Source organism: Fluviirhizobium alvei (assembly GCF_030551875.1).
In the GTDB taxonomy this organism is placed as follows: domain Bacteria; phylum Pseudomonadota; class Alphaproteobacteria; order Rhizobiales; family Rhizobiaceae; genus Rhizobium_E; species Rhizobium_E alvei.
The window spans coordinates 344,100-361,756 of the sequence record NZ_JAUOZU010000008.1 but is presented as its reverse complement, the minus strand read 5'-3'; the positions used below and the strand labels follow the sequence as shown (position 1 = coordinate 361,756).

19 protein-coding genes are annotated in these 17,657 nt (G+C 60.0%); 5 read left to right on the top strand and 14 right to left on the bottom strand.

Annotated features, from left to right (window positions below; genetic code table 11):
* Positions 1-297 precede the first annotated feature (297 nt).
* From glnT to Q4481_RS13685, 9 genes are all read right to left on the bottom strand, one after another.
* Positions 298-1,605, bottom strand: coding sequence for a type III glutamate--ammonia ligase (gene glnT / locus Q4481_RS13725; protein WP_304376940.1), 1,308 nt, complete (start codon positions 1,603-1,605; stop codon positions 298-300).
* A 143-nt stretch (positions 1,606-1,748) separates the two neighbouring features.
* On the bottom strand, positions 1,749-3,077 hold the full coding sequence (locus Q4481_RS13720; RefSeq protein ID WP_304376939.1) for an FMN-binding glutamate synthase family protein: 1,329 nt from the start codon (positions 3,075-3,077) through the stop codon (positions 1,749-1,751).
* Between the two features lie 8 nt (positions 3,078-3,085).
* Positions 3,086-3,772 (bottom strand): GltB/FmdC/FwdC-like GXGXG domain-containing protein, encoded by a 687-nt coding sequence (locus Q4481_RS13715; RefSeq protein ID WP_304376938.1) that lies wholly within the window; start codon positions 3,770-3,772, stop codon positions 3,086-3,088.
* Between the two features lie 21 nt (positions 3,773-3,793).
* Positions 3,794-4,690 carry a class II glutamine amidotransferase gene (locus Q4481_RS13710; RefSeq protein ID WP_304376937.1) on the bottom strand — a complete coding sequence of 299 codons (897 nt, stop codon included), beginning with the start codon at positions 4,688-4,690 and terminating at the stop codon, positions 3,794-3,796.
* A gap of 18 nt (positions 4,691-4,708) precedes the next feature.
* Positions 4,709-5,089 carry a RidA family protein gene (locus tag Q4481_RS13705; protein ID WP_304376936.1) on the bottom strand — a complete coding sequence of 127 codons (381 nt, stop codon included), beginning with the start codon at positions 5,087-5,089 and terminating at the stop codon, positions 4,709-4,711.
* 72 nt (positions 5,090-5,161) lie between these two features.
* Complete coding sequence (locus Q4481_RS13700; protein ID WP_304376935.1) at positions 5,162-5,866, bottom strand: helix-turn-helix domain-containing protein; 705 nt, start codon at positions 5,864-5,866, stop codon at positions 5,162-5,164.
* Between the two features lie 67 nt (positions 5,867-5,933).
* On the bottom strand, positions 5,934-6,887 hold the full coding sequence (locus tag Q4481_RS13695; RefSeq protein WP_304376934.1) for a GlxA family transcriptional regulator: 954 nt from the start codon (positions 6,885-6,887) through the stop codon (positions 5,934-5,936).
* 8 nt (positions 6,888-6,895) lie between these two features.
* The gene (locus Q4481_RS13690) at positions 6,896-7,348 is read right to left on the bottom strand and encodes a cyclic nucleotide-binding domain-containing protein (RefSeq protein WP_304376933.1); all 453 of its coding nucleotides are present in this window, start codon (positions 7,346-7,348) and stop codon (positions 6,896-6,898) included.
* A 15-nt stretch (positions 7,349-7,363) separates the two neighbouring features.
* Positions 7,364-8,047 (bottom strand): response regulator transcription factor, encoded by a 684-nt coding sequence (locus Q4481_RS13685; RefSeq protein ID WP_304376932.1) that lies wholly within the window; start codon positions 8,045-8,047, stop codon positions 7,364-7,366.
* A 131-nt stretch (positions 8,048-8,178) separates the two neighbouring features.
* Between Q4481_RS13685 and Q4481_RS13680 the strand changes: the two genes are divergently transcribed.
* Positions 8,179-8,712, top strand: coding sequence for a L,D-transpeptidase family protein (locus Q4481_RS13680; protein ID WP_304376931.1), 534 nt, complete (start codon positions 8,179-8,181; stop codon positions 8,710-8,712).
* A 77-nt stretch (positions 8,713-8,789) separates the two neighbouring features.
* Complete coding sequence (locus Q4481_RS13675) at positions 8,790-9,143, top strand: hypothetical protein (protein ID WP_304376930.1); 354 nt, start codon at positions 8,790-8,792, stop codon at positions 9,141-9,143.
* Here Q4481_RS13675 and Q4481_RS13670 read toward each other — a convergent pair.
* Positions 9,133-9,648, bottom strand: a complete 516-nt coding sequence (locus Q4481_RS13670) for a SixA phosphatase family protein (RefSeq protein WP_304376929.1) — start codon at positions 9,646-9,648, stop codon at positions 9,133-9,135. The genes Q4481_RS13675 and Q4481_RS13670 overlap by 11 nt on opposite strands.
* A gap of 198 nt (positions 9,649-9,846) precedes the next feature.
* Between Q4481_RS13670 and Q4481_RS13665 the strand changes: the two genes are divergently transcribed.
* The 3 genes from Q4481_RS13665 to Q4481_RS13655 all read left to right on the top strand — a co-directional run bounded on the left by Q4481_RS13665 (position 9,847) and on the right by Q4481_RS13655 (position 11,915).
* Positions 9,847-10,677, top strand: coding sequence for an aldo/keto reductase (locus tag Q4481_RS13665; RefSeq protein ID WP_304376928.1), 831 nt, complete (start codon positions 9,847-9,849; stop codon positions 10,675-10,677).
* 70 nt (positions 10,678-10,747) lie between these two features.
* Entirely contained in the window at positions 10,748-11,557 is an 810-nt protein-coding gene (locus tag Q4481_RS13660; protein ID WP_304376927.1) for an endonuclease/exonuclease/phosphatase family protein, read from the top strand.
* A 112-nt stretch (positions 11,558-11,669) separates the two neighbouring features.
* Positions 11,670-11,915, top strand: a complete 246-nt coding sequence (locus Q4481_RS13655; protein WP_304376926.1) for a DUF982 domain-containing protein — start codon at positions 11,670-11,672, stop codon at positions 11,913-11,915.
* Positions 11,916-11,966: 51 nt separating this feature from the next.
* On the opposite strand, the gene leuC is transcribed toward Q4481_RS13655, so the two are convergent.
* From leuC to fdhF, 4 genes are all read right to left on the bottom strand, one after another.
* Positions 11,967-13,376 (bottom strand): 3-isopropylmalate dehydratase large subunit, encoded by a 1,410-nt coding sequence (gene leuC, locus Q4481_RS13650; RefSeq protein ID WP_304376925.1) that lies wholly within the window; start codon positions 13,374-13,376, stop codon positions 11,967-11,969.
* A 293-nt stretch (positions 13,377-13,669) separates the two neighbouring features.
* The gene (locus Q4481_RS13645; RefSeq protein WP_304376924.1) at positions 13,670-13,903 is read right to left on the bottom strand and encodes a formate dehydrogenase subunit delta; all 234 of its coding nucleotides are present in this window, start codon (positions 13,901-13,903) and stop codon (positions 13,670-13,672) included.
* Positions 13,893-14,717: a formate dehydrogenase accessory sulfurtransferase FdhD gene (fdhD, locus tag Q4481_RS13640; protein ID WP_304376923.1), complete on the bottom strand. Its 825-nt coding sequence runs from the start codon at positions 14,715-14,717 to the stop codon at positions 13,893-13,895. Before fdhD ends, Q4481_RS13645 begins: the two co-directional genes overlap by 11 nt.
* Before the next feature lie 45 nt (positions 14,718-14,762).
* Entirely contained in the window at positions 14,763-17,645 is a 2,883-nt protein-coding gene (gene fdhF / locus Q4481_RS13635) for a formate dehydrogenase subunit alpha (RefSeq protein WP_304376922.1), read from the bottom strand.
* Between the last annotated feature and the right edge of the window lie 12 nt (positions 17,646-17,657).

Sequence of the window (17,657 nt, the reverse complement as noted above, 5' to 3'; positions counted from 1 at the left end):
AACCCTTGTCCGCCAGAAAACCCGATATCGCAGCGACAATGCCGCGGGTGGACACGCAGGTGACAGTCAGAACATAGCTTTTCATGGGGCGTCTTTCAGAAATGGTCCGCTCGATTGTTGGCGACACCTAGCCGGTGCCTTTGGGTTACCGTCAGCCTCGCCTCTCCCTCGCGAATTGACAGCCTCTCTTTGCGACAAAACCGGCGCAATGCAAGCCGGTTTCATCACCTGAACCAAATGCTATTGGTTTTTTTGCGGCACCCAATTCCAATCGCGACAGCCAATACCATCCAACCGTCAAATGTCGAGCGTGTTGGCCCTTTCCCATTCGGTGAAATGAGACGCATAGGCATACCATTCCCGGTTTTTCAGCTTGAGATAGGCCTTCGAGAATTCTTCGCCCAACGAAGCCTTGAGAACCGCATCATCATCGTAGGCACGCAAAGCGTCGAGCAGGTTCAGCGGCAGGCGTTTTGCATGGGTCGCCAGATGGCCTTCCGCATACATGTCGAGGTTCGAGCAGGGACCGGGATCGGATCGGTTGGCCAGACCATTGAGGCCAGCAGCGATGATGACGGCCTGGAGCAGATAGGGATTGACCGCGCCATCGGGAAGCCGGAGCTCGAAACGGCCCGGACCCGGAACACGAACCATGTGGGTCCGGTTGTTGCCTGTCCAGGTGACGGTGTTCGGCGACCAGGTAGCACCCGATGTCGTGCGCGGCGCATTGATTCGCTTGTAGGAGTTGACGGTGGGGTTGGTAATGGCCGCCAGCGCTGTCGCATGGTCCATGATGCCGCCGAGGAAGCATTTGCCTTGCTGCGACAGGCCGAGCTCCGCCGAAGGATCGGCAAAGGCATTCTGCGATCCGTCTTCGTTCCAGACCGAGATATGGCAATGGCAGCCATTGCCTGTGAGGCCCTTGAAAGGCTTGGGCATGAAGGTTGCCTTGAGACCGTGCTTTTCGGCGACAGACTTGACCATGAACTTGAAGAAGGAATGCTTGTCGGCAGTCGCCAACGCATCGTCGAACTCCCAGTTCATTTCAAACTGGCCGTTCGCATCTTCATGGTCGTTCTGATAGGGCTTCCAGCCCATTTCGAGCATGTAGTCGCAGATCTCAGCGATCACGTCATAGCGACGAAGCAGGGCTTGCTGGTCATAGCAGGGCTTTTCCGCCGTATCAGCCGCATCCGAAATCGACAGCCCGTCCGGTGTGATCAGGAAGAATTCAGCTTCGACGCCTGTCTTGACGCGCAATCCTTGCGCTGCGGCCTCCGAGACCAGCCGCTTCAGCGTCACGCGCGGTGCCTGCGCCACAAGCTGGCCTTCCATCATGCAATCGGCCGCCACCCAGGCGGTTTCCTTCTTCCAGGGCAGCTGGATCACAGAACTCGGATCCGGGACGGCAAACAGATCCGGATGCGCCGGCGTCATGTCGAGCCAGGTGGCAAACCCGGCAAAACCGGCGCCTTCTTCCTGCATGGCACGGATGGCAGCGGTTGGGACCAGCTTGGCGCGTTGTGCCCCGAAGAGATCGGTATAACTGATCATGAAGTATTTCACGGCCCGTTCCTTTGCCCAGGCCTCGAGATCGATCGTCATTCGTACGTTCCCCTGTTTTTATTGACGCACTTGAATGCTGTTTCAAGCACATGCGCCTGCGACCCTGCTCGCCTCCCTCGAGAGAATGCCCTTGCATGTGGAATAGACGGCGCGGCGTACCCACAGGGGCCGCGCCGGATAGGTCAGAAACCCCGCTTGCCCGGGATCCAGTCCGTGCCTGCCAATGGCACCTGCGCCATGGCCGCCGCCTCGATCGTCAGTGCGCAGAGATCTTCCGGCTCGAGATTATGGACATGGTTCTTGCCGCAGGCGCGGGCAATGGTCTGTGTCTCGAGCGTCATGACCTTGAGATAGTTGGCCAACCGGCGGCCAGCCGCCACCGGGTCAAGACGCTTCATCAGCTCGGGATCCTGCGTCGTGATGCCGGCCGGATCGCGGCCCTCATGCCAGTCGTCATAGGCGCCGGCCGTTGTGCCGAGCGCATTGTACTCGGCCTCGAGCGCCGGATCATTGTCACCGATCGCAACAAGGGCCGCGGTCCCGATCGACACTGCATCGGCACCGAGCGCCAGCGCCTTGGCAACATCGGCTCCCGACCGGATGCCACCCGACACGATCAGCTGTACCTTCCGATGCATGCCGAGATCCTGCAGTGCCTGCACCGCCGGACGGATGCAGGCGAGTGTCGGCATGCCGACATTTTCGATGAACACTTCCTGGGTTGCCGCTGTGCCGCCCTGCATGCCGTCGAGAACCACGGCATCGGCGCCGGCTTTGACCGCCAGCGCTGTATCGTAATAGGGCCGCGCACCGCCGACCTTCACATAGATCGGCTTTTCCCAGTCGGTGATCTCACGCAACTCGCCGATCTTGATCTCGAGATCGTCGGGCCCGGTCCAATCCGGATGCCTGCAGGCGGAACGCTGGTCGATGCCCTTGGGAAGCGTCCGCATTTCGGCAACGCGGTCGGAGATCTTCTGGCCGAGCAACATACCGCCACCACCGGGCTTAGCCCCCTGGCCGACAACCACTTCGATCGCGTCGGCGCGACGCAGATCACGAAGGTTCATGCCATAGCGCGACGGCAGATACTGGTAGACGAGAATTGAAGAATGGCCGCGCTCTTCCTCGGTCATGCCACCGTCACCGGTCGTCGTCGAAGTCCCGGCCATCGAAGCACCACGTCCGAGTGCTTCCTTGGCCGGACCGGACAACGAACCGAAACTCATGCCGGCGATGGTGATCGGAATCTTGAGTTCGATCGGCTTTTTGGCAAAGCGCGAACCGAGCACGACATTGGTGTCGCAGCGCTCGCGATAGCCCTCGAGCGGATAGCGGGAAATTGAAGCCCCGAGAAAGAGAAGATCGTCGAAATGCGGCACCTTGCGCTTGGCGCCGCCACCACGGATGTCATAGATCCCGGTCGCTGCCGCACGCCGGATTTCCGAAAGCGTGTAATCGTCGAAGGTCGCCGATTTGCGCGGAACGGTCGGAGGATTCTTGTAGGTCATGGTCCGCCTCAATACTGATCGGCATTGTCGATGTTGAAATTGTAGAGCTTGCGAGCCGAGCCATAACGCTTGAACTCTTCCGGCCGGACATCGGTAACGCCAGCCTTGTCGAGAAGCGCGCGTATCTGTTCCAGATGCTCGGGCCGCATCTCCTTTTCGATGCAATCGGCGCCCAAACTCTTGACCGCGCCGCGCACGAAGAGATGTGCCTCATAAAGCGAATCGCCGAGCGCCTCACCGGCATCGCCAAGCACCACCAACGTTCCCGATTGCGCCATGAAGGCCGACATATGTCCGATGCTGCCGCAAACGACGATATCGATGCCCTTCATCGAGATGCCGCAGCGCGAAGCCGCATTGCCCTTGATGACCAGGAGACCACCGCGGCCGGTGGCACCGGCATACTGGCTGGCATCGCCTTCGATCACCACGGTTCCGCTCATCATGTTTTCGGCGACGCCGGGGCCAGCCGAACCATGTACGGTAATGTTGCCGCCATCATTCATGCCGGCGCAATAATAGCCGACCGAACCATGGACCTCGACCGTCACCGGCTGGTCGATGCCGACGGCGACCGAATGGCTGCCATTGGGGTTGAGGACGTCAAAATGAATGTCGTTGCTGCCAGCGGTCACGGCGTGAAGCTGGCGATTGAGTTCGCGCAGGGGCGTTTCGCTGAGATTGATGGATGCCATGATGTGCCTTTGCCCTGATTTTCAATGTTCCCAGAAGTAAACGGTCGCCGGTTCCGGCTCCCAGATCCGGGCTGTCTCGATGCCGGGCAGGCCGACCAGCGCCCGATATTCCGAGCCGAAAGCCACATAGCGATCGGTCTCGGCCATCACTGCAGGTTTGCAGGCGATCGGATCGCGCAACACGCCGAACCCGTTTCTGGTGCCAACGACGAAGGTGAAGAAGCCGTCGAGATCGCGCACCGCACTTTCGAGCGCTTCTCCGAGGCTTTTACCCTTGCCCATTTCGGCCGTCAGATAGGCGGCCGCCACTTCGGAATCATTGTCGGTCTCGAACACCATGCCGAGACGCTTCAGTTCGCGACGCAGGTTGTTATGGTTCGAAAGCGAGCCATTATGGACCAGGCACTGGTCCGGCCCGGTCGAGAACGGATGCGCGCCAAGCGTGGTCACCGCACTTTCGGTCGCCATGCGGGTATGTCCGATCCCATGCGTTCCCCCCATCGTGCGGATCGAAAACCGGTCTATGACATCCTTGGGAAGGCCTGTTTCCTTGTAGATCTCGATTGTCCCACCGACACCCATGATCCGTACGGCTTCGGAAATTGAAAGCAGGCTGGCCTTGGCTTCCTCGAGGCTGGACTGATCGACCGTCACGACCGCATGACTATCCTTGAGGGTCACATCGCGCGGCGAGATGCCGCTTCTGGCGAGCGCCGTACCGATTTGAGGGAAATCGCGATCGGGATTGGACGACTGCACCGTAACCTTGGCATATTCGGCCTGCGCCGGTCCATAAATGGCGATGCCGGCGCTATCGGGGCCGCGATCGGTCAGGGTGACGAGCATGTCCGAGAGCAAGCGACCGAGGTCGGGCTCAAGGGATTTGTCTTTCAGGAACAGCCCGGCAATGCCGCACATGGTTTCTCCTTTCCAGGATCACGAACGCTTGCGCGCCGTCACCTCGATCTCGATCTTCATTTCAGGTTTGTTGAGCTGGCAGATGATCATCGTCGCTGCCGGACGGATCTCGCCGAAATACTCGCCCAGGATCGGAAAGACGGTGTCCACATAATCCCGGTCGGTCACGTAATAGTTGGCGCGCACTACATCGTGAATCGAGAAGCCTGCCTCATCGAGCGCCTTCTTGATTGTTTCAAGCGTGTTGCGGGTCTGGGCCTCTACACTCTCGGGCATTTGCATCGTTGCATAGTCGTAGCCGGTGGTGCCGGCGACCCAGCAGAAATCCCCATCGGTCACAGCGCGCGAATAACCGGCCGTCTTTTCGAAGGGTGAGCCGGACGAAATCAGTTTTCTCATGGACAGCCTCCCGTTGCGATTGAGAGGGACGCTATCACCCATAAGAAACTATTTCAACTACCGGGAAATTTTTTAGTCGCGTCCACCGCGTGCCTTTCCCTTGTCGGGATAGGTGATGATCGAGAGGTATTTTGCCGGTAGTTTGACCAGCACTTCCGGACCATGCGGGGCATCGGCATCGAAGAACAGACTGTCGCCCGGCTGCATCGGATAGAGACGGTCGCCATGGCGGTACTGGACCTCGCCTTCCAGCATGTAGAGGAATTCAAGCCCCTCATGCTGGAATGTCGGAAACACATCCGAATCGGCTGTAAGCGTAATGAGATAGGGTTCGACCATGACGCCCGAGGCATTGTTGCCGATATGGCCGAGCAGATTGTATTGATGGCCGGACCGCGTTCCCCGCCGCTCAATCTCCACGCCCTCGCCGGCCTTGACGAAAACCGCGTTGCGGACCTCTTCAAAGCGCCGGAAAAAGGCCGTGACCGGAACGCCAAGCGCCTGCGCCAGGGACTGAAGCGTCGTTAACGACGGCGACGTATTGCCATTTTCAATCTTGGAGAGCATGCCAAGCGAAATTCCGGTGGCGGAAGCAAGATCGGCACCGGTAATGCCCAACTTCTTGCGTAGAGTCCGAACCTCGTGGCCAATCGCCATCTCAAGGTTGTTTTCCTTGGCGTCTCGCACGGCATGTGGATCCTGAAAGGGGATGCCGTTCTTGGCCGAATTTGCCCGCAAACGTCCGGCCCTTGTCCCAGCATCCTTCTCATCCGTCATGACGCTTCCTTCTCCACAATTTGCAGACCATGACAAAAAATCCCCCCTGAGGAAACCACTTGCGGACCTATTTGCGTGTTTTTCCGGGATTTTCACTAAAAGCCTGGCGATAGGCCCGCGAGAAATGGGAGGCATTGGCAAAGCCGGTGGCATAAGCGATTTCGCTCACGGTCATCGCGCTTTGCCGCAACAGAGACCGCGCACGCTCAAGCCTTATTCTCAGATATTCGGCACGAAAGCCGGATTTGAGATGCAAAGCAAACAGCCGGTCGACATGGCGCTCGGAGATACCCGTTCTGACTGCAATCTCGCGCCGGCTCAGTGGCCGTTCGATTGTCGCTTCCATCATTTCCAGCATCAGGGCCAGCCTGCCATTGTGAACCTGGTAGCGCTCGCTGACGGATGCTCTCTGGGGACCGGCCGCAGCATCGACATGGACATGCAGGAACCAATCGCTGACCCGCTGGGCGAGGTCTCCACCATGGTCAGTCCCAATCAACTCGTGCATCAGATCGAGAGGCGCAATACCGCCGCCGCAAGTGATGCGATCGCGGTCGATCACATATCTGACCTTGAGCGGCACGAGGTCCGGCATCATCTCGGTCAGTGCCGCCGCATGTTCCCAATGAATGGTGAAACGATGATCGGCAAGAAGGCCGGCGGCGGCCATTACCATCGGTCCGCCGGAGACGCCGGCGATCCGTACACCCTGCCTCGCCTGTCTGCGAAGCGCTGCCAGCAAGGCAGGATCGGTTGCCTGCACCTGCGGATCCCCGCCAATCACAACGAAAAGCAGATCCGAACGATCGTCCGAAGAACCGATGGGAACCGTCTCGATCAAGGCCCCGCAGGACGCCTGTCGCACACCACCGGTGATGGAGAAAAAAATCGTGTGATAGAGCTCTCTGCCGGCAACAAGATTGGCGGCGCGCAACGGCTCCACCACTGAAGCGAAAGACATGAGCGCAAAACCGTCGGCGACGAGAATCCCGATCACTTTCGGAGGGGTATCACCCGCCATAGGCGACGTCAGCGGAAGGCGCCCGAGACGCTGTCGAGCGCCGCTGTCAACCGGGTGAAATTCTCCCGCAGGCGCCGCTGCATCGCTGCGGCGATGTCGGGATATTCTTCCAGCATCCTGCGAAACAGCGTGCGGGTGATGCGCATGACTTCGCTTTCGACAGATGCCGTCGCGGTAAAATGGCGATCAGCCTCAGAAATCATGGCGATCTCCGAAAGAATGGTGCCGGGACCGGCCTCGTCGATCGGCTTTTCGCCCTGGGTCGTGTGGCGACTAAGCCGCAAATGGCCGGAGAGAACTATGAAGGCACTGTCCGCCGCCGCTCCTTCGCGAAAGAGAACATGACCCTTTTCGAGTTTCCGGCGCTCGGCTCCGAAGGCAAGCAGCCGCAGATGCTCCTCCGAGACACCGTCGAAGATCGGCAGTTTTGCGAGCAGAACGATGTCGTCCTTGAGTGCCATACGCCTCAGGCTCCGTCAGGGAATGATCTTGTAGCCGCCATTTTCTGTAACCAGGATCTCGGCATTGGATGGATCCCGTTCGATCTTCTGGCGCAGGCGATAGACGTGGGTCTCGAGCGTATGAGTCGTGACGCCGGAATTGTAACCCCAGACTTCCTCGAGCAGTTCGTCACGCGTGACGGCCTTCTGGCCGGCGCGGAACAGATAGCGGATGATCGAAGCTTCCTTTTCCGTCAGCCTGATCTTCTTGCCATCGCCATCGACCAACAGCTTTTGCGCTGGCTTGAAAATGTAGGGCCCGACCTGGAAAGTCGCGTCTTCACTCTGCTCGTACTGGCGCAGCTGCGCCCGGATGCGCGCCAAAAGCACGGCAAACCGAAAGGGTTTCGTCACATAATCATTGGCACCGGCCTCTAGCCCGAGGATCGTATCGGCATCGGTGTCATGGCCCGTCAGCATAATGACCGGGCTCTTGAAACCGCCCTTGCGCAACAGCTTCACGGCCTCGCGCCCGTCCATGTCCGGCAGACCGACATCCATGATCAGAAGATCCACCTGCCCGGCACGAGCGGTCTGGATCCCCTTGGTTGCCGATGCCTCCTCACGGACCTGGAACTCTTCATAGAGCCCAAGCTGCTCCACCAGCGTCTCGCGCAGGTCGGCGTCGTCGTCCACCAGTAGGATAGTCCGGGCTGTCATGGTCGGCTTCTTTTGCTTTGACACAGATTACATGCTTGATATGCCAGATTTTCAGGCAGATGCACAAGCCCGCGAAATCCTGGCTCAGCCAATGCCGAAACCGCTCTTCACCTGCAAGACAACAGAATGTGATGATGGCCAAGAGAGACAAGACCTTGATCACCGTGCGCGCAGCTCCCGGCCAACCCAGGAAGGCGCTTGTCCAGGCGGGACCCTTGACCTTCCGGGCAGCCATCGGTCGTTCCGGCCGATCGAGCCGCAAACGGGAGGGTGATGGCGCCACGCCGATCACAGCGATGCCGATCCTCTATGGCTTCTACCGCGCTGACCGGCTGGCCCGGCCCTCAACCAACCTGCCAATGATCCCGATCCGGTCCTCAATGCTCTGGTGCGATAGCCCTGACGATGCGAACTACAACCGGCTCGTCCGGACGCCCTTCTCTCCGAGCCATGAGAAGATGATGCGTGACGATCATCTCTACGACCTCTGCCTCGTGATGGACTGGAACATCTCGAGCCGCAGGCGTGGTGCCGGTTCGGCGATCTTCTTCCACCTCGCAAGGCCGGGCTACAAGCCCACGGAGGGCTGCGTCGCTGTTCGTCGCGGCGACATGCTGCGCCTTTTGAAACTGATCCGGAAGGGAACGCTTGTCCGCATCCTGTAATCGCCATCCCACCCGGGACTGACACAATAGTTCTGCAAAACTCCGCTATGCCGCTCCCGACATTTAAGGAGCCGTGCATGAACAGGATCGTCGATATCGCCTTCTGGAAGGCATTGGATCAGTTGGTCGAGACCAGCCAGGTCATCATCGACCGACCGAAGGGGAGCGCACATCCGCGCTTTCCCAAGATGATCTACCCGCTCGACTACGGCTATCTCGAAGGCACGCGCAACGCCGATCAGGGCGGCGTCGATGTCTGGATCGGCACCGCTTACGATCGCCGCGTCAGCGCCGTCGCCTGCACCGTTGATCTGATGAAATCGGACACCGAACTCAAGTTGATTGTCGGCTGTACCCCAGACGAGATCACCGAAGTCGGCCGCTTTCACAACGAGCGCAGTTTCATGAAGGCGGCGCTGATCATTCGTTGAGTGTTTTCGGGGTCACGAAGGCATAGAGACGCCCGGTCTCCGGGTGAAGGTCGCTCCAGTGATCGATGGCAAGATCGATCATGGCAAGAGCAGCCGTCGGGAACTTTGTTGCCAGCCGGGCGGCCGCATCCGAATGATCCTCACCGATCAAAGTCAATGCCAGCGCTTGCAGGCCCGGATTATGGCCGATCACGAGCAGCGTTTGAACCTCATCACCAACCTTGCGAAGCTCAGCCATAAGATCTTCGGCGGACGCTTCGTAAATCGCCGATGTTTCGGTGCTGTCCAGGTTTGCGGCGAGGTACGGCCGAACCTCTTCCCAGGTTGCCATGGTCCGCTTTGCCGTCGAGACAATCACCCCGTCCGGCCGTGGATCGAGCCGACCGAGATAAGCGCCAATGATCCGGCTGGCCTTCTCTCCCCGAGGGGCTAACGGCCGGTCATGATCATCGACAAAGTCGGGCCAGACCGACTTGCCATGGCGAAGCAAAAGAAGCCTCCGCATTTTTCCCATTCCCGCCATCCGTCCTCACCCTGCTCCATGCGACAAGGCTGACGGTAACAGAGCAGGAAGGCCAACCACATCCAACATTTTCGGTCATCCCCCTTTAAACCCCGGATGAAGTGACCGATATTGGAGACCCATTCCATTCCGCCCCTTCGGGCCGGTCTCCATTTTCAGACAAATCAGCAGGAGAGACCCTTGAGCACGCAACCCTCAATCCAATTCAACGACGGTCACTCGATCCCGCAAGTCGGCCTCGGCGTCTGGCAGACGCCGAACGATACGGCGGCAATGGTCGTCAAGACTGCGCTCGATGCCGGTTATCGCCATGTCGACACCGCCGCCATTTACGAAAACGAATCCGGTGTCGGCGAAGGCCTGATCGCTTCCGGCCTTCCCCGGTCGGAGATCTTCCTCACCACTAAGCTCTGGAACGATCGCCACAGCTTCGATGACGCGTTGACGGCATTCGACCAGAGCCTGGCGCGCCTGAAGACCGACTATGTCGATCTCTTTCTCATCCATTGGCCGTCGCCGCATCGCGGTAAATATGTCGAAGCCTGGAAGGCTTTGATCCGTCTGAAGGAAGAAGGCCGTGCCAATTCGATCGGTGTGTCGAACTTCTATCCGGAGCATCTGGAACGCATCATCGGCGAAACCGGCGTGGTCCCCGTCCTCAACCAGGTCGAACTGCATCCGGATTTCCAGCAGAAGCCTCTGCGCGAGTTCCATGAAAAGCATGGCATCAAGACCCAGTCCTGGAGCCCGCTCGGCCAGGGTCATCTGCTGGCCAATCCCGTCATCACCGAAGTCGCCGAACGGCTCGGAAAGTCGGTGGCGCAGGTTATCATCCGCTGGCACATGGAAAAGGGTCTGATCGTCATCCCGAAATCAGTGACCCCGTCGCGCATCGTCGAGAATTTCCAGGTCTTCGATTTCGAGCTCGGCGAAGCGGCGACCAAGGCACTCGATGCGCTCGATGGGCCGGGAAATCGTGTCGGGCCCGATCCGATGACGGCAACCTTCTGATCGGTTCCTGACGCTCATCGCAATAGGGTCGCCTCGACCGAGGGAACCACCACGGAGGAGAAGCGGAGCCATGGTACGAATCCTGTCCTTGAATGCCTGGGGCGGGCGTGTCCATGAGCCGCTGATCCCCTATCTGGCCGGCGCTGGAGCCGATATCCTGTGCTTGCAGGAAATCGTGCACACGCCGGCAGCACCCTCCGGATGGCTCGACTATCGCGATGGCGATCTCGTCTTGCCGCAGCGCGCCCGTCTCTTCGAGGAAGTCGCAGCCGCGGTTCCGAACCATCGCGGCTGGTTAAGCCCATCGGCGCGCGGCACGCTGGAGGATGAAGTGGGCCGGCCCTATCCTTCGGAATTCGGTATCGCCACATTCGTTTCCAATCGTCTATCGGTCATCGAGCAGGCGGTTGCGTTCATCCATGGCGATTTCTCCGCCTCGGGATGGGGCGAACATCCGCGACCGCGCAACGCCCATGCCTTACGGCTCTATGACGGTTACACCGGAAGAATTTTCACCATCATCCAGCTGCATGGCCTGCGCGATCCGGTCGGCAAGGCGGATACGCCAGCGCGGACGGCCCAGGCCGAACGGCTCGCAAGCTTGGTCGATCGTTTCCGCCGTCTAGGCGAAGCCATGATCGTCTGCGGCGATTTCAATCTGCTTCCTGACAGCAAAACGTTCGAAATGCTTTCAGAACGTGGATTGACCGAGCTCATCACCACGCGTGGCTTTTCCGATACAAGAACGTCCTATTATGCCAAGGCCGGGCGCTATGCCGACTATCTGCTCGTTTCGCCAGAAGCCGCAATCGTCCGTTTCGACGTGGTTGCGGAACCGGAAGTCTCCGATCACCGGGCCCTGGTGCTGGATTTCAACTGAAGGCGCAGCACGACACTGTTTTAACCGTTGGTTTACCACCGCAAAGGGTTGGAACTGACAGAGCGGCCAAACAGGCGGAGAATGAGAGGCCTCGGAAACAGGAGGTGGTGTCATGAGGAAGACAGCCTGGAAGCCAGCCATCGTCGTCGAGGATCCCCAATCCGGCACCCGAACGACGGTCAGAACCGTGAGGCAAGCCTTTAAGACCCTGCACGACCATTGGCCCGATACGAGCGGAAGTCGCTATCGTCTCGCCGACCATGTGTGTGATGAAGTGCTGCACGGACATCTTGAACCGGCAGAAGCCCGCAAGGCCTTTATTGCGGCGGCGATCGAAGCCCATCTGCATTTGGGCTGAATCGATAGCAGAGACAAGAAAGCCGCCCGAAGGCGGCTTTCTCGGAATCGGTTATTTCCAGTCGCGAATATCGACGAAGTGGCCGGCAATCGCGGCTGCCGCCGCCATGGCTGGCGACACGAGATGGGTGCGGCCCTTGAAGCCCTGACGGCCTTCGAAGTTGCGGTTGGAAGTCGACGCGCAACGCTCGTAGGGCTTGAGGCGATCATCGTTCATGGCGAGGCACATAGAGCAACCCGGCTCACGCCAGTCGAAACCGGCTTCCTTGAAGATCTTGTCGAGACCTTCGGCTTCCGCCTGCTCCTTGACGAGACCCGAACCCGGCACGATCATCGCATTGACGGTCGAGGCAACCTTCTTGCCTTCGACCACCTTGGCGACGGCGCGCAGATCTTCGATGCGGCCGTTGGTGCACGAACCGATGAAGACGCGGTCGATCGCGATGTCGGTGATCGGCGTACCGGGCTTGAGGCCCATATAGTCGAGCGCGCGCCACTTGGAGGTCCGCTTGTTTTCGTCGGCAATGTCATCCGGATTCGGAACCGTACCCTGAACCGAGATCACATCTTCCGGCGACGAGCCCCAGGAAACGATCGGCGGCAGGTTGGCTGCATCGAGAACGACGACGCGATCGTAATGGGCGCCTTCGTCGGACTGCAGCGTCTTCCAGTATTCGATCGCCTGTTCGAGCTCTTCGCCCTTGGGGGCGCGCGGACGGCCCTTGATATATTCGAAGGTCTTTTCGTCGGGAGCGATCAGGCCGGCGCGGGCGCCGCCTTCGATCGTCATGTTGCAGACCGTCATGCGGCCTTCCATCGACAGCGAACGGATCGCTTCGCCGGCAAATTCGATGACATGGCCGGTACCGCCTGCGGTACCGATCTCGCCGATGATGGCGAGAATGATATCCTTGGCGGTGACGCCCGGCGGCAGCTGGCCGTCAACGCGCACCAGCATGTTCTTGGCCTTCTTCTGGATCAGCGTTTGGGTCGCGAGAACATGCTCGACTTCCGAGGTACCGATACCATGGGCAAGCGCGCCGAAAGCGCCATGGGTGGATGTATGAGAATCGCCGCAGACGATGGTCATGCCCGGCAGGGTGAAGCCCTGTTCCGGTCCGACGATATGGACGATACCCTGGCGCTTGTCGTTTTCGGAGTAGTACTCGACGCCGAACTCGGCAGCATTGGTGGCAAGCGCCTCGACCTGGATGCGGCTTTCCTCGTTCTTGATGCCGAGATGGCGATCGGGCGAGGTCGGCACATTGTGGTCAACGACGGCGAGTGTCTTTTCCGGAGCGCGGACCTTGCGATGCGCCATGCGCAGGCCTTCGAATGCCTGCGGGCTCGTCACTTCGTGGACGAGGTGGCGATCGATATAGAGAAGACAGGTGCCGTCCGGCTGGGTATCGACAACGTGATCGTCCCAGATCTTGTCATAAAGGGTGCGAGGTGCGCTCATGGTGTTCACCGACTGTTTTTAAGGGAAGTTGGGCATGCATCTTGGCCCCGGATTGCCGGAGCAACGGGAAGATCAGCCAAGATGGGCAGTCGCGCGGCCGGAAAGGGCAGCAAAAAAGCGCTGCGGCAGGCGCTTGCGGTCCTGCAGCACGACGAAATAGCTTTTCGATGCGCGTTTGCTCATGGCGGGCTCTTTAGCACTATTCCAAAGAGCGGGCAATGGAAGAGATGGCCTGACAATACCGGCAAAACAGGGTCCGGCAGACCGGCCGCCAGACAGGACCAATCAGCATGCTAGTTGGCGGCAGCCATCGGTGCTGGCCGGTTGATCTGCTTGGAAGCCTCGATCACGAGCGGCTCGAGCCCTTCGCCACCGGCATCGATGATCGCAAACAGTTCACGCCGCATGCGCGGTTCCCAGAACTTGTTTATGTGGTTTGCCACACCTGCGGGCGCCTCTGCCGCCGGCTGCGACTTGAAGAAAGTGGCGATCTGGTTTGCCATCCGGGCGAGCTTCTCAGGCTGCATCGGCCTTGTCCTCCATTCTGATCCGGCCATGGCCGGTAAAAATCTCAAAATCCTCACCGCGGGCGAGCGCAACCAGCGTCATGCCGGCCTTTTCCGCCATCCCGATGGCCAGCGCGGTCGGCGCGGAAATGCCGACCAGAAAACCCGAGCCGAGCTTGGCCGTCTTCTGCACCAGCTCCACCGATAGCCGCGATGTCATGATCACGGCCCCCCTGGCCCCATCGACACCCGTCCGCGCCAGATGCCCGATCAGCTTGTCGAGCGCATTGTGACGGCCGACATCCTCACGCACGGCAATCATGCCCTTTCCGGGCACGAAGAAACCGGCCGCATGCACCGAACGCGTCTCGGTATTCAGAGCCTGAGCTGCCGACAGCTCAGATAGCGCCGCCGCAATATCGGAGGCGCTACAGACAAGATCGACATCGGCAACATCGGCCGCCGGCTTCAACGCCTCCTCGATCGATTCGACGCCGCAAAGACCGCAACCAACCGGACCGGCCTTGGCACGGCGGCGAACTCTCAAAGCCTGATCGAGCCTGTCGTTGAGCGCGATCTGCAGATCGATGCCGCCAGACGCTTCGACAATCTCGATGCCTCGCACATCATCAATCGATGCGATGATGCCTTCCGACAGCGAAAAACCGATGGCGAAATCCTCGAGGTCGGCCGGCGTCGCCATCATCACCGCTTCCGTCGAGCCGCCATAGGAGAGCGCGATTGCGCATTCTTCTGCGACGATGCGGCTGGATTCGCTGAATCGTCCGCCGCGAAAGACGGTTTCCGGGACCGAGCGGGAGGACGCAAATGTCATGGCGTCCTCCTGTCTCTAAGATTGCCGGATACCGCCAGCACGTGCTTACTCCGCCGCTTCCAGCTTGCCGATGATACGGCGCGACTGCTTGGCCTGGGCGTTATAATCCTCCTGCCATTCGGACGGACCGTTGGAAGGCGACACCTGGACTGCCGTCACCTTGTATTCCGGGCAGTTGGTCGCCCAGTCCGAGAAGTCGGTGGTGATGACGTTGGCCTGGGTGTCAGGATGATGGAAGGTCGTATAGACGACGCCCGGCGCCACCTTTTCGGTGACCAGCGCCCGGAGCGAGGTTTCGCCGGCGCGGGAAGCGAGCCGCACCCAGTCGCCATCGCGAATGCCACGATTTTCGGCATCGTGCGGATGGATTTCGAGCCGGTCTTCCGGATGCCAGGCAGTGTTACCGGTGCGGCGCGTCTGCGCGCCGACATTATACTGGCTGAGCACGCGGCCGGTGGTCAGAAGCAGCGGGAACCGCGGCCCGGTCTTCTCGTCAGTCGCCACATATTCGGTGCGGATGAACTTGCCCTTGCCGCGAACGAACCCGTTCACATGCATGATCGGCGAGCCTTCCGGCGCCTTTTCATTGCACGGCCACTGAACAGACCCCATCTTCTCCAGATAGTCGTAGTTCACTCCGGCAAAGCTCGGCGTCGTAGCAGCAATTTCATCCATGACCTGCGACGGATGACTATAGGCCCAGTTGAGGCCCATGGCCTGCGCGAGCTTCTGGGTCACTTCCCAGTCGGCCAAGCCATTCTTCGGCGACATTACCCTGCGCACGCGGTTGATGCGGCGTTCGGCATTGGTAAACGTGCCATCCTTCTCGAGGAAGGTCGAACCCGGCAGGAACACATGCGCATAGTTGGCCGTCTCGTTGAGGAAGAGGTCCTGAACGACGACGCATTCCATCGCGGCAAGCCCGGCAGCGACATGCTTGGTATCCGGGTCGGACTGCAGGATATCTTCGCCCTGAATGTAGATGCCCTTGAAGGAACCGTCGACAGCGGCATCCAGCATGTTGGGAATGCGGAGGCCCGGCTCCTTGTTGAGCTCGACGCCCCAGAGCTTTTCGAAGATCGCGCGGGTGGCATCGTCGGAGATGTGGCGATAGCCCGGCAGCTCGTGCGGGAAGGACCCCATGTCGCAGGAACCCTGCACATTGTTCTGGCCGCGCAGCGGGTTCACGCCGACGCCGCGACGGCCGATATTGCCGGTCGCCATCGCAAGGTTGGCGATCGCCATCACGGTCGTTGAACCCTGGCTGTGTTCGGTCACGCCGAGACCATAGTAGATCGCACCGTTGCCGCCGGTGGCATAGAGCCGGGCTGCACCACGGATCGCATCCGGATCGACGCCGGTCAGCGCCTGGATCGCTTCGGGACTATGCTGTTCGGCTGCGACGAACTCGGCCCAGTCCTGGAATTCGGACCAATCGCAGCGCTCGCGGATGAAGGCTTCGTCATAGAGGCCTTCGGTAACGATCACATGCGCCAGCGCCGTCATCACGGCCACGTTGGTGCCGGGCTTCAGCGGCAGGTGATAGGAGGCCTTGATGTGGGGCGAAGAAACGATCTCGGTCTTGCGCGGATCGATGACGATCAGCTTGGCGCCCTGGCGGAGCCGCTTCTTGAGGCGCGAGCCGAACACCGGATGACCTTCGGTCGGGTTGGCACCGATGACGATCACGACATCGGAATCCTCGACCGAATCGAAATCCTGCGTGCCGGCGGAGGTGCCGAAGGCCTGGCCGAGGCCATAGCCGGTCGGCGAATGGCAGACGCGGGCGCAGGTATCGACATTGTTGTTGCCGAAGCCGGAGCGGATCAGCTTCTGAACCAGATAGGTTTCCTCGTTGGTGCAGCGCGACGAGGTAATGCCGCCGATCGATTCACGGCCATACTGGTACTGGATCCGGCGGAACTCGCTGGCCACATGGGCAAAGGCTTCATCCCAGCTCACTTCCCGCCACGGATCGGAGATCTTCTCGCGGATCATCGGGTTGAGAATACGGTCCTTGTGGGTGGCGTAGCCCCAGGCGAAACGGCCCTTGACGCAGGAATGACCGCGATTGGCCTTGCCGTCCTTCCAGGGCACCATCCGCACCAGTTCCTCGCCACGCATCTCGGCCTTGAAGGAACAGCCGACGCCGCAATAGGCACAGGTGGTGACTTCGGAATGTTCCGGCTGGCCGATCTCGATGACCGATTTTTCGGTCAGCGTCGCGGTCGGGCAGGCCTGCACGCAGGCGCCGCAGGAAACGCATTCCGAGGCCAGGAACTGTTCATGCATGCCGGGCGAAACGCGACTGTCGAAACCGCGGCCCTCGATCGTCAGCGCGAAGGTGCCCTGCACTTCCTCGCAGGCCCGCACGCAGCGCGAACAGACGATGCATTTCGACGGATCATAGGTGAAATAGGGGTTGCTCTCGTCCTTCGCCATCCAGCGGGCGTTGGCCTCTCCCATGCCGTCACGGGCCTTGACGTGATTGTCGCCTTCATAGCCATAGCGCACATCGCGCAGGCCAACGGCACCCGCCATGTCCTGCAGTTCGCAGTCGCCATTGGCAGCACAGGTCAGGCAGTCGAGCGGATGGTCGGAAATATAGAGTTCCATCACGCCCTTGCGGATCTGCTTCAGCCGATCCGTCTGGGTATGGACGACCATTCCCGGCGCGCAAGGGGTGGTGCAGGAGGCCGGCGTTCCGGCCCTTCCTTCGACCTCGACCAGACAGAGCCGGCAGGAACCGAAGGCATCGACCATGTCGGTGGCGCAGAGTTTCGGCACCTGAATGCCGGCTTCCATCGAGGCGCGCATCAGCGACGTGCCTTCCGGCACGGTGATCTGACGACCATCGATGGTGACGGTAACGGTGTTTTCGGATTTCGAGGCGGGCGTGCCGTAGTCGATTTCGTGAACGAGGCTCATAGATTTCCTCCG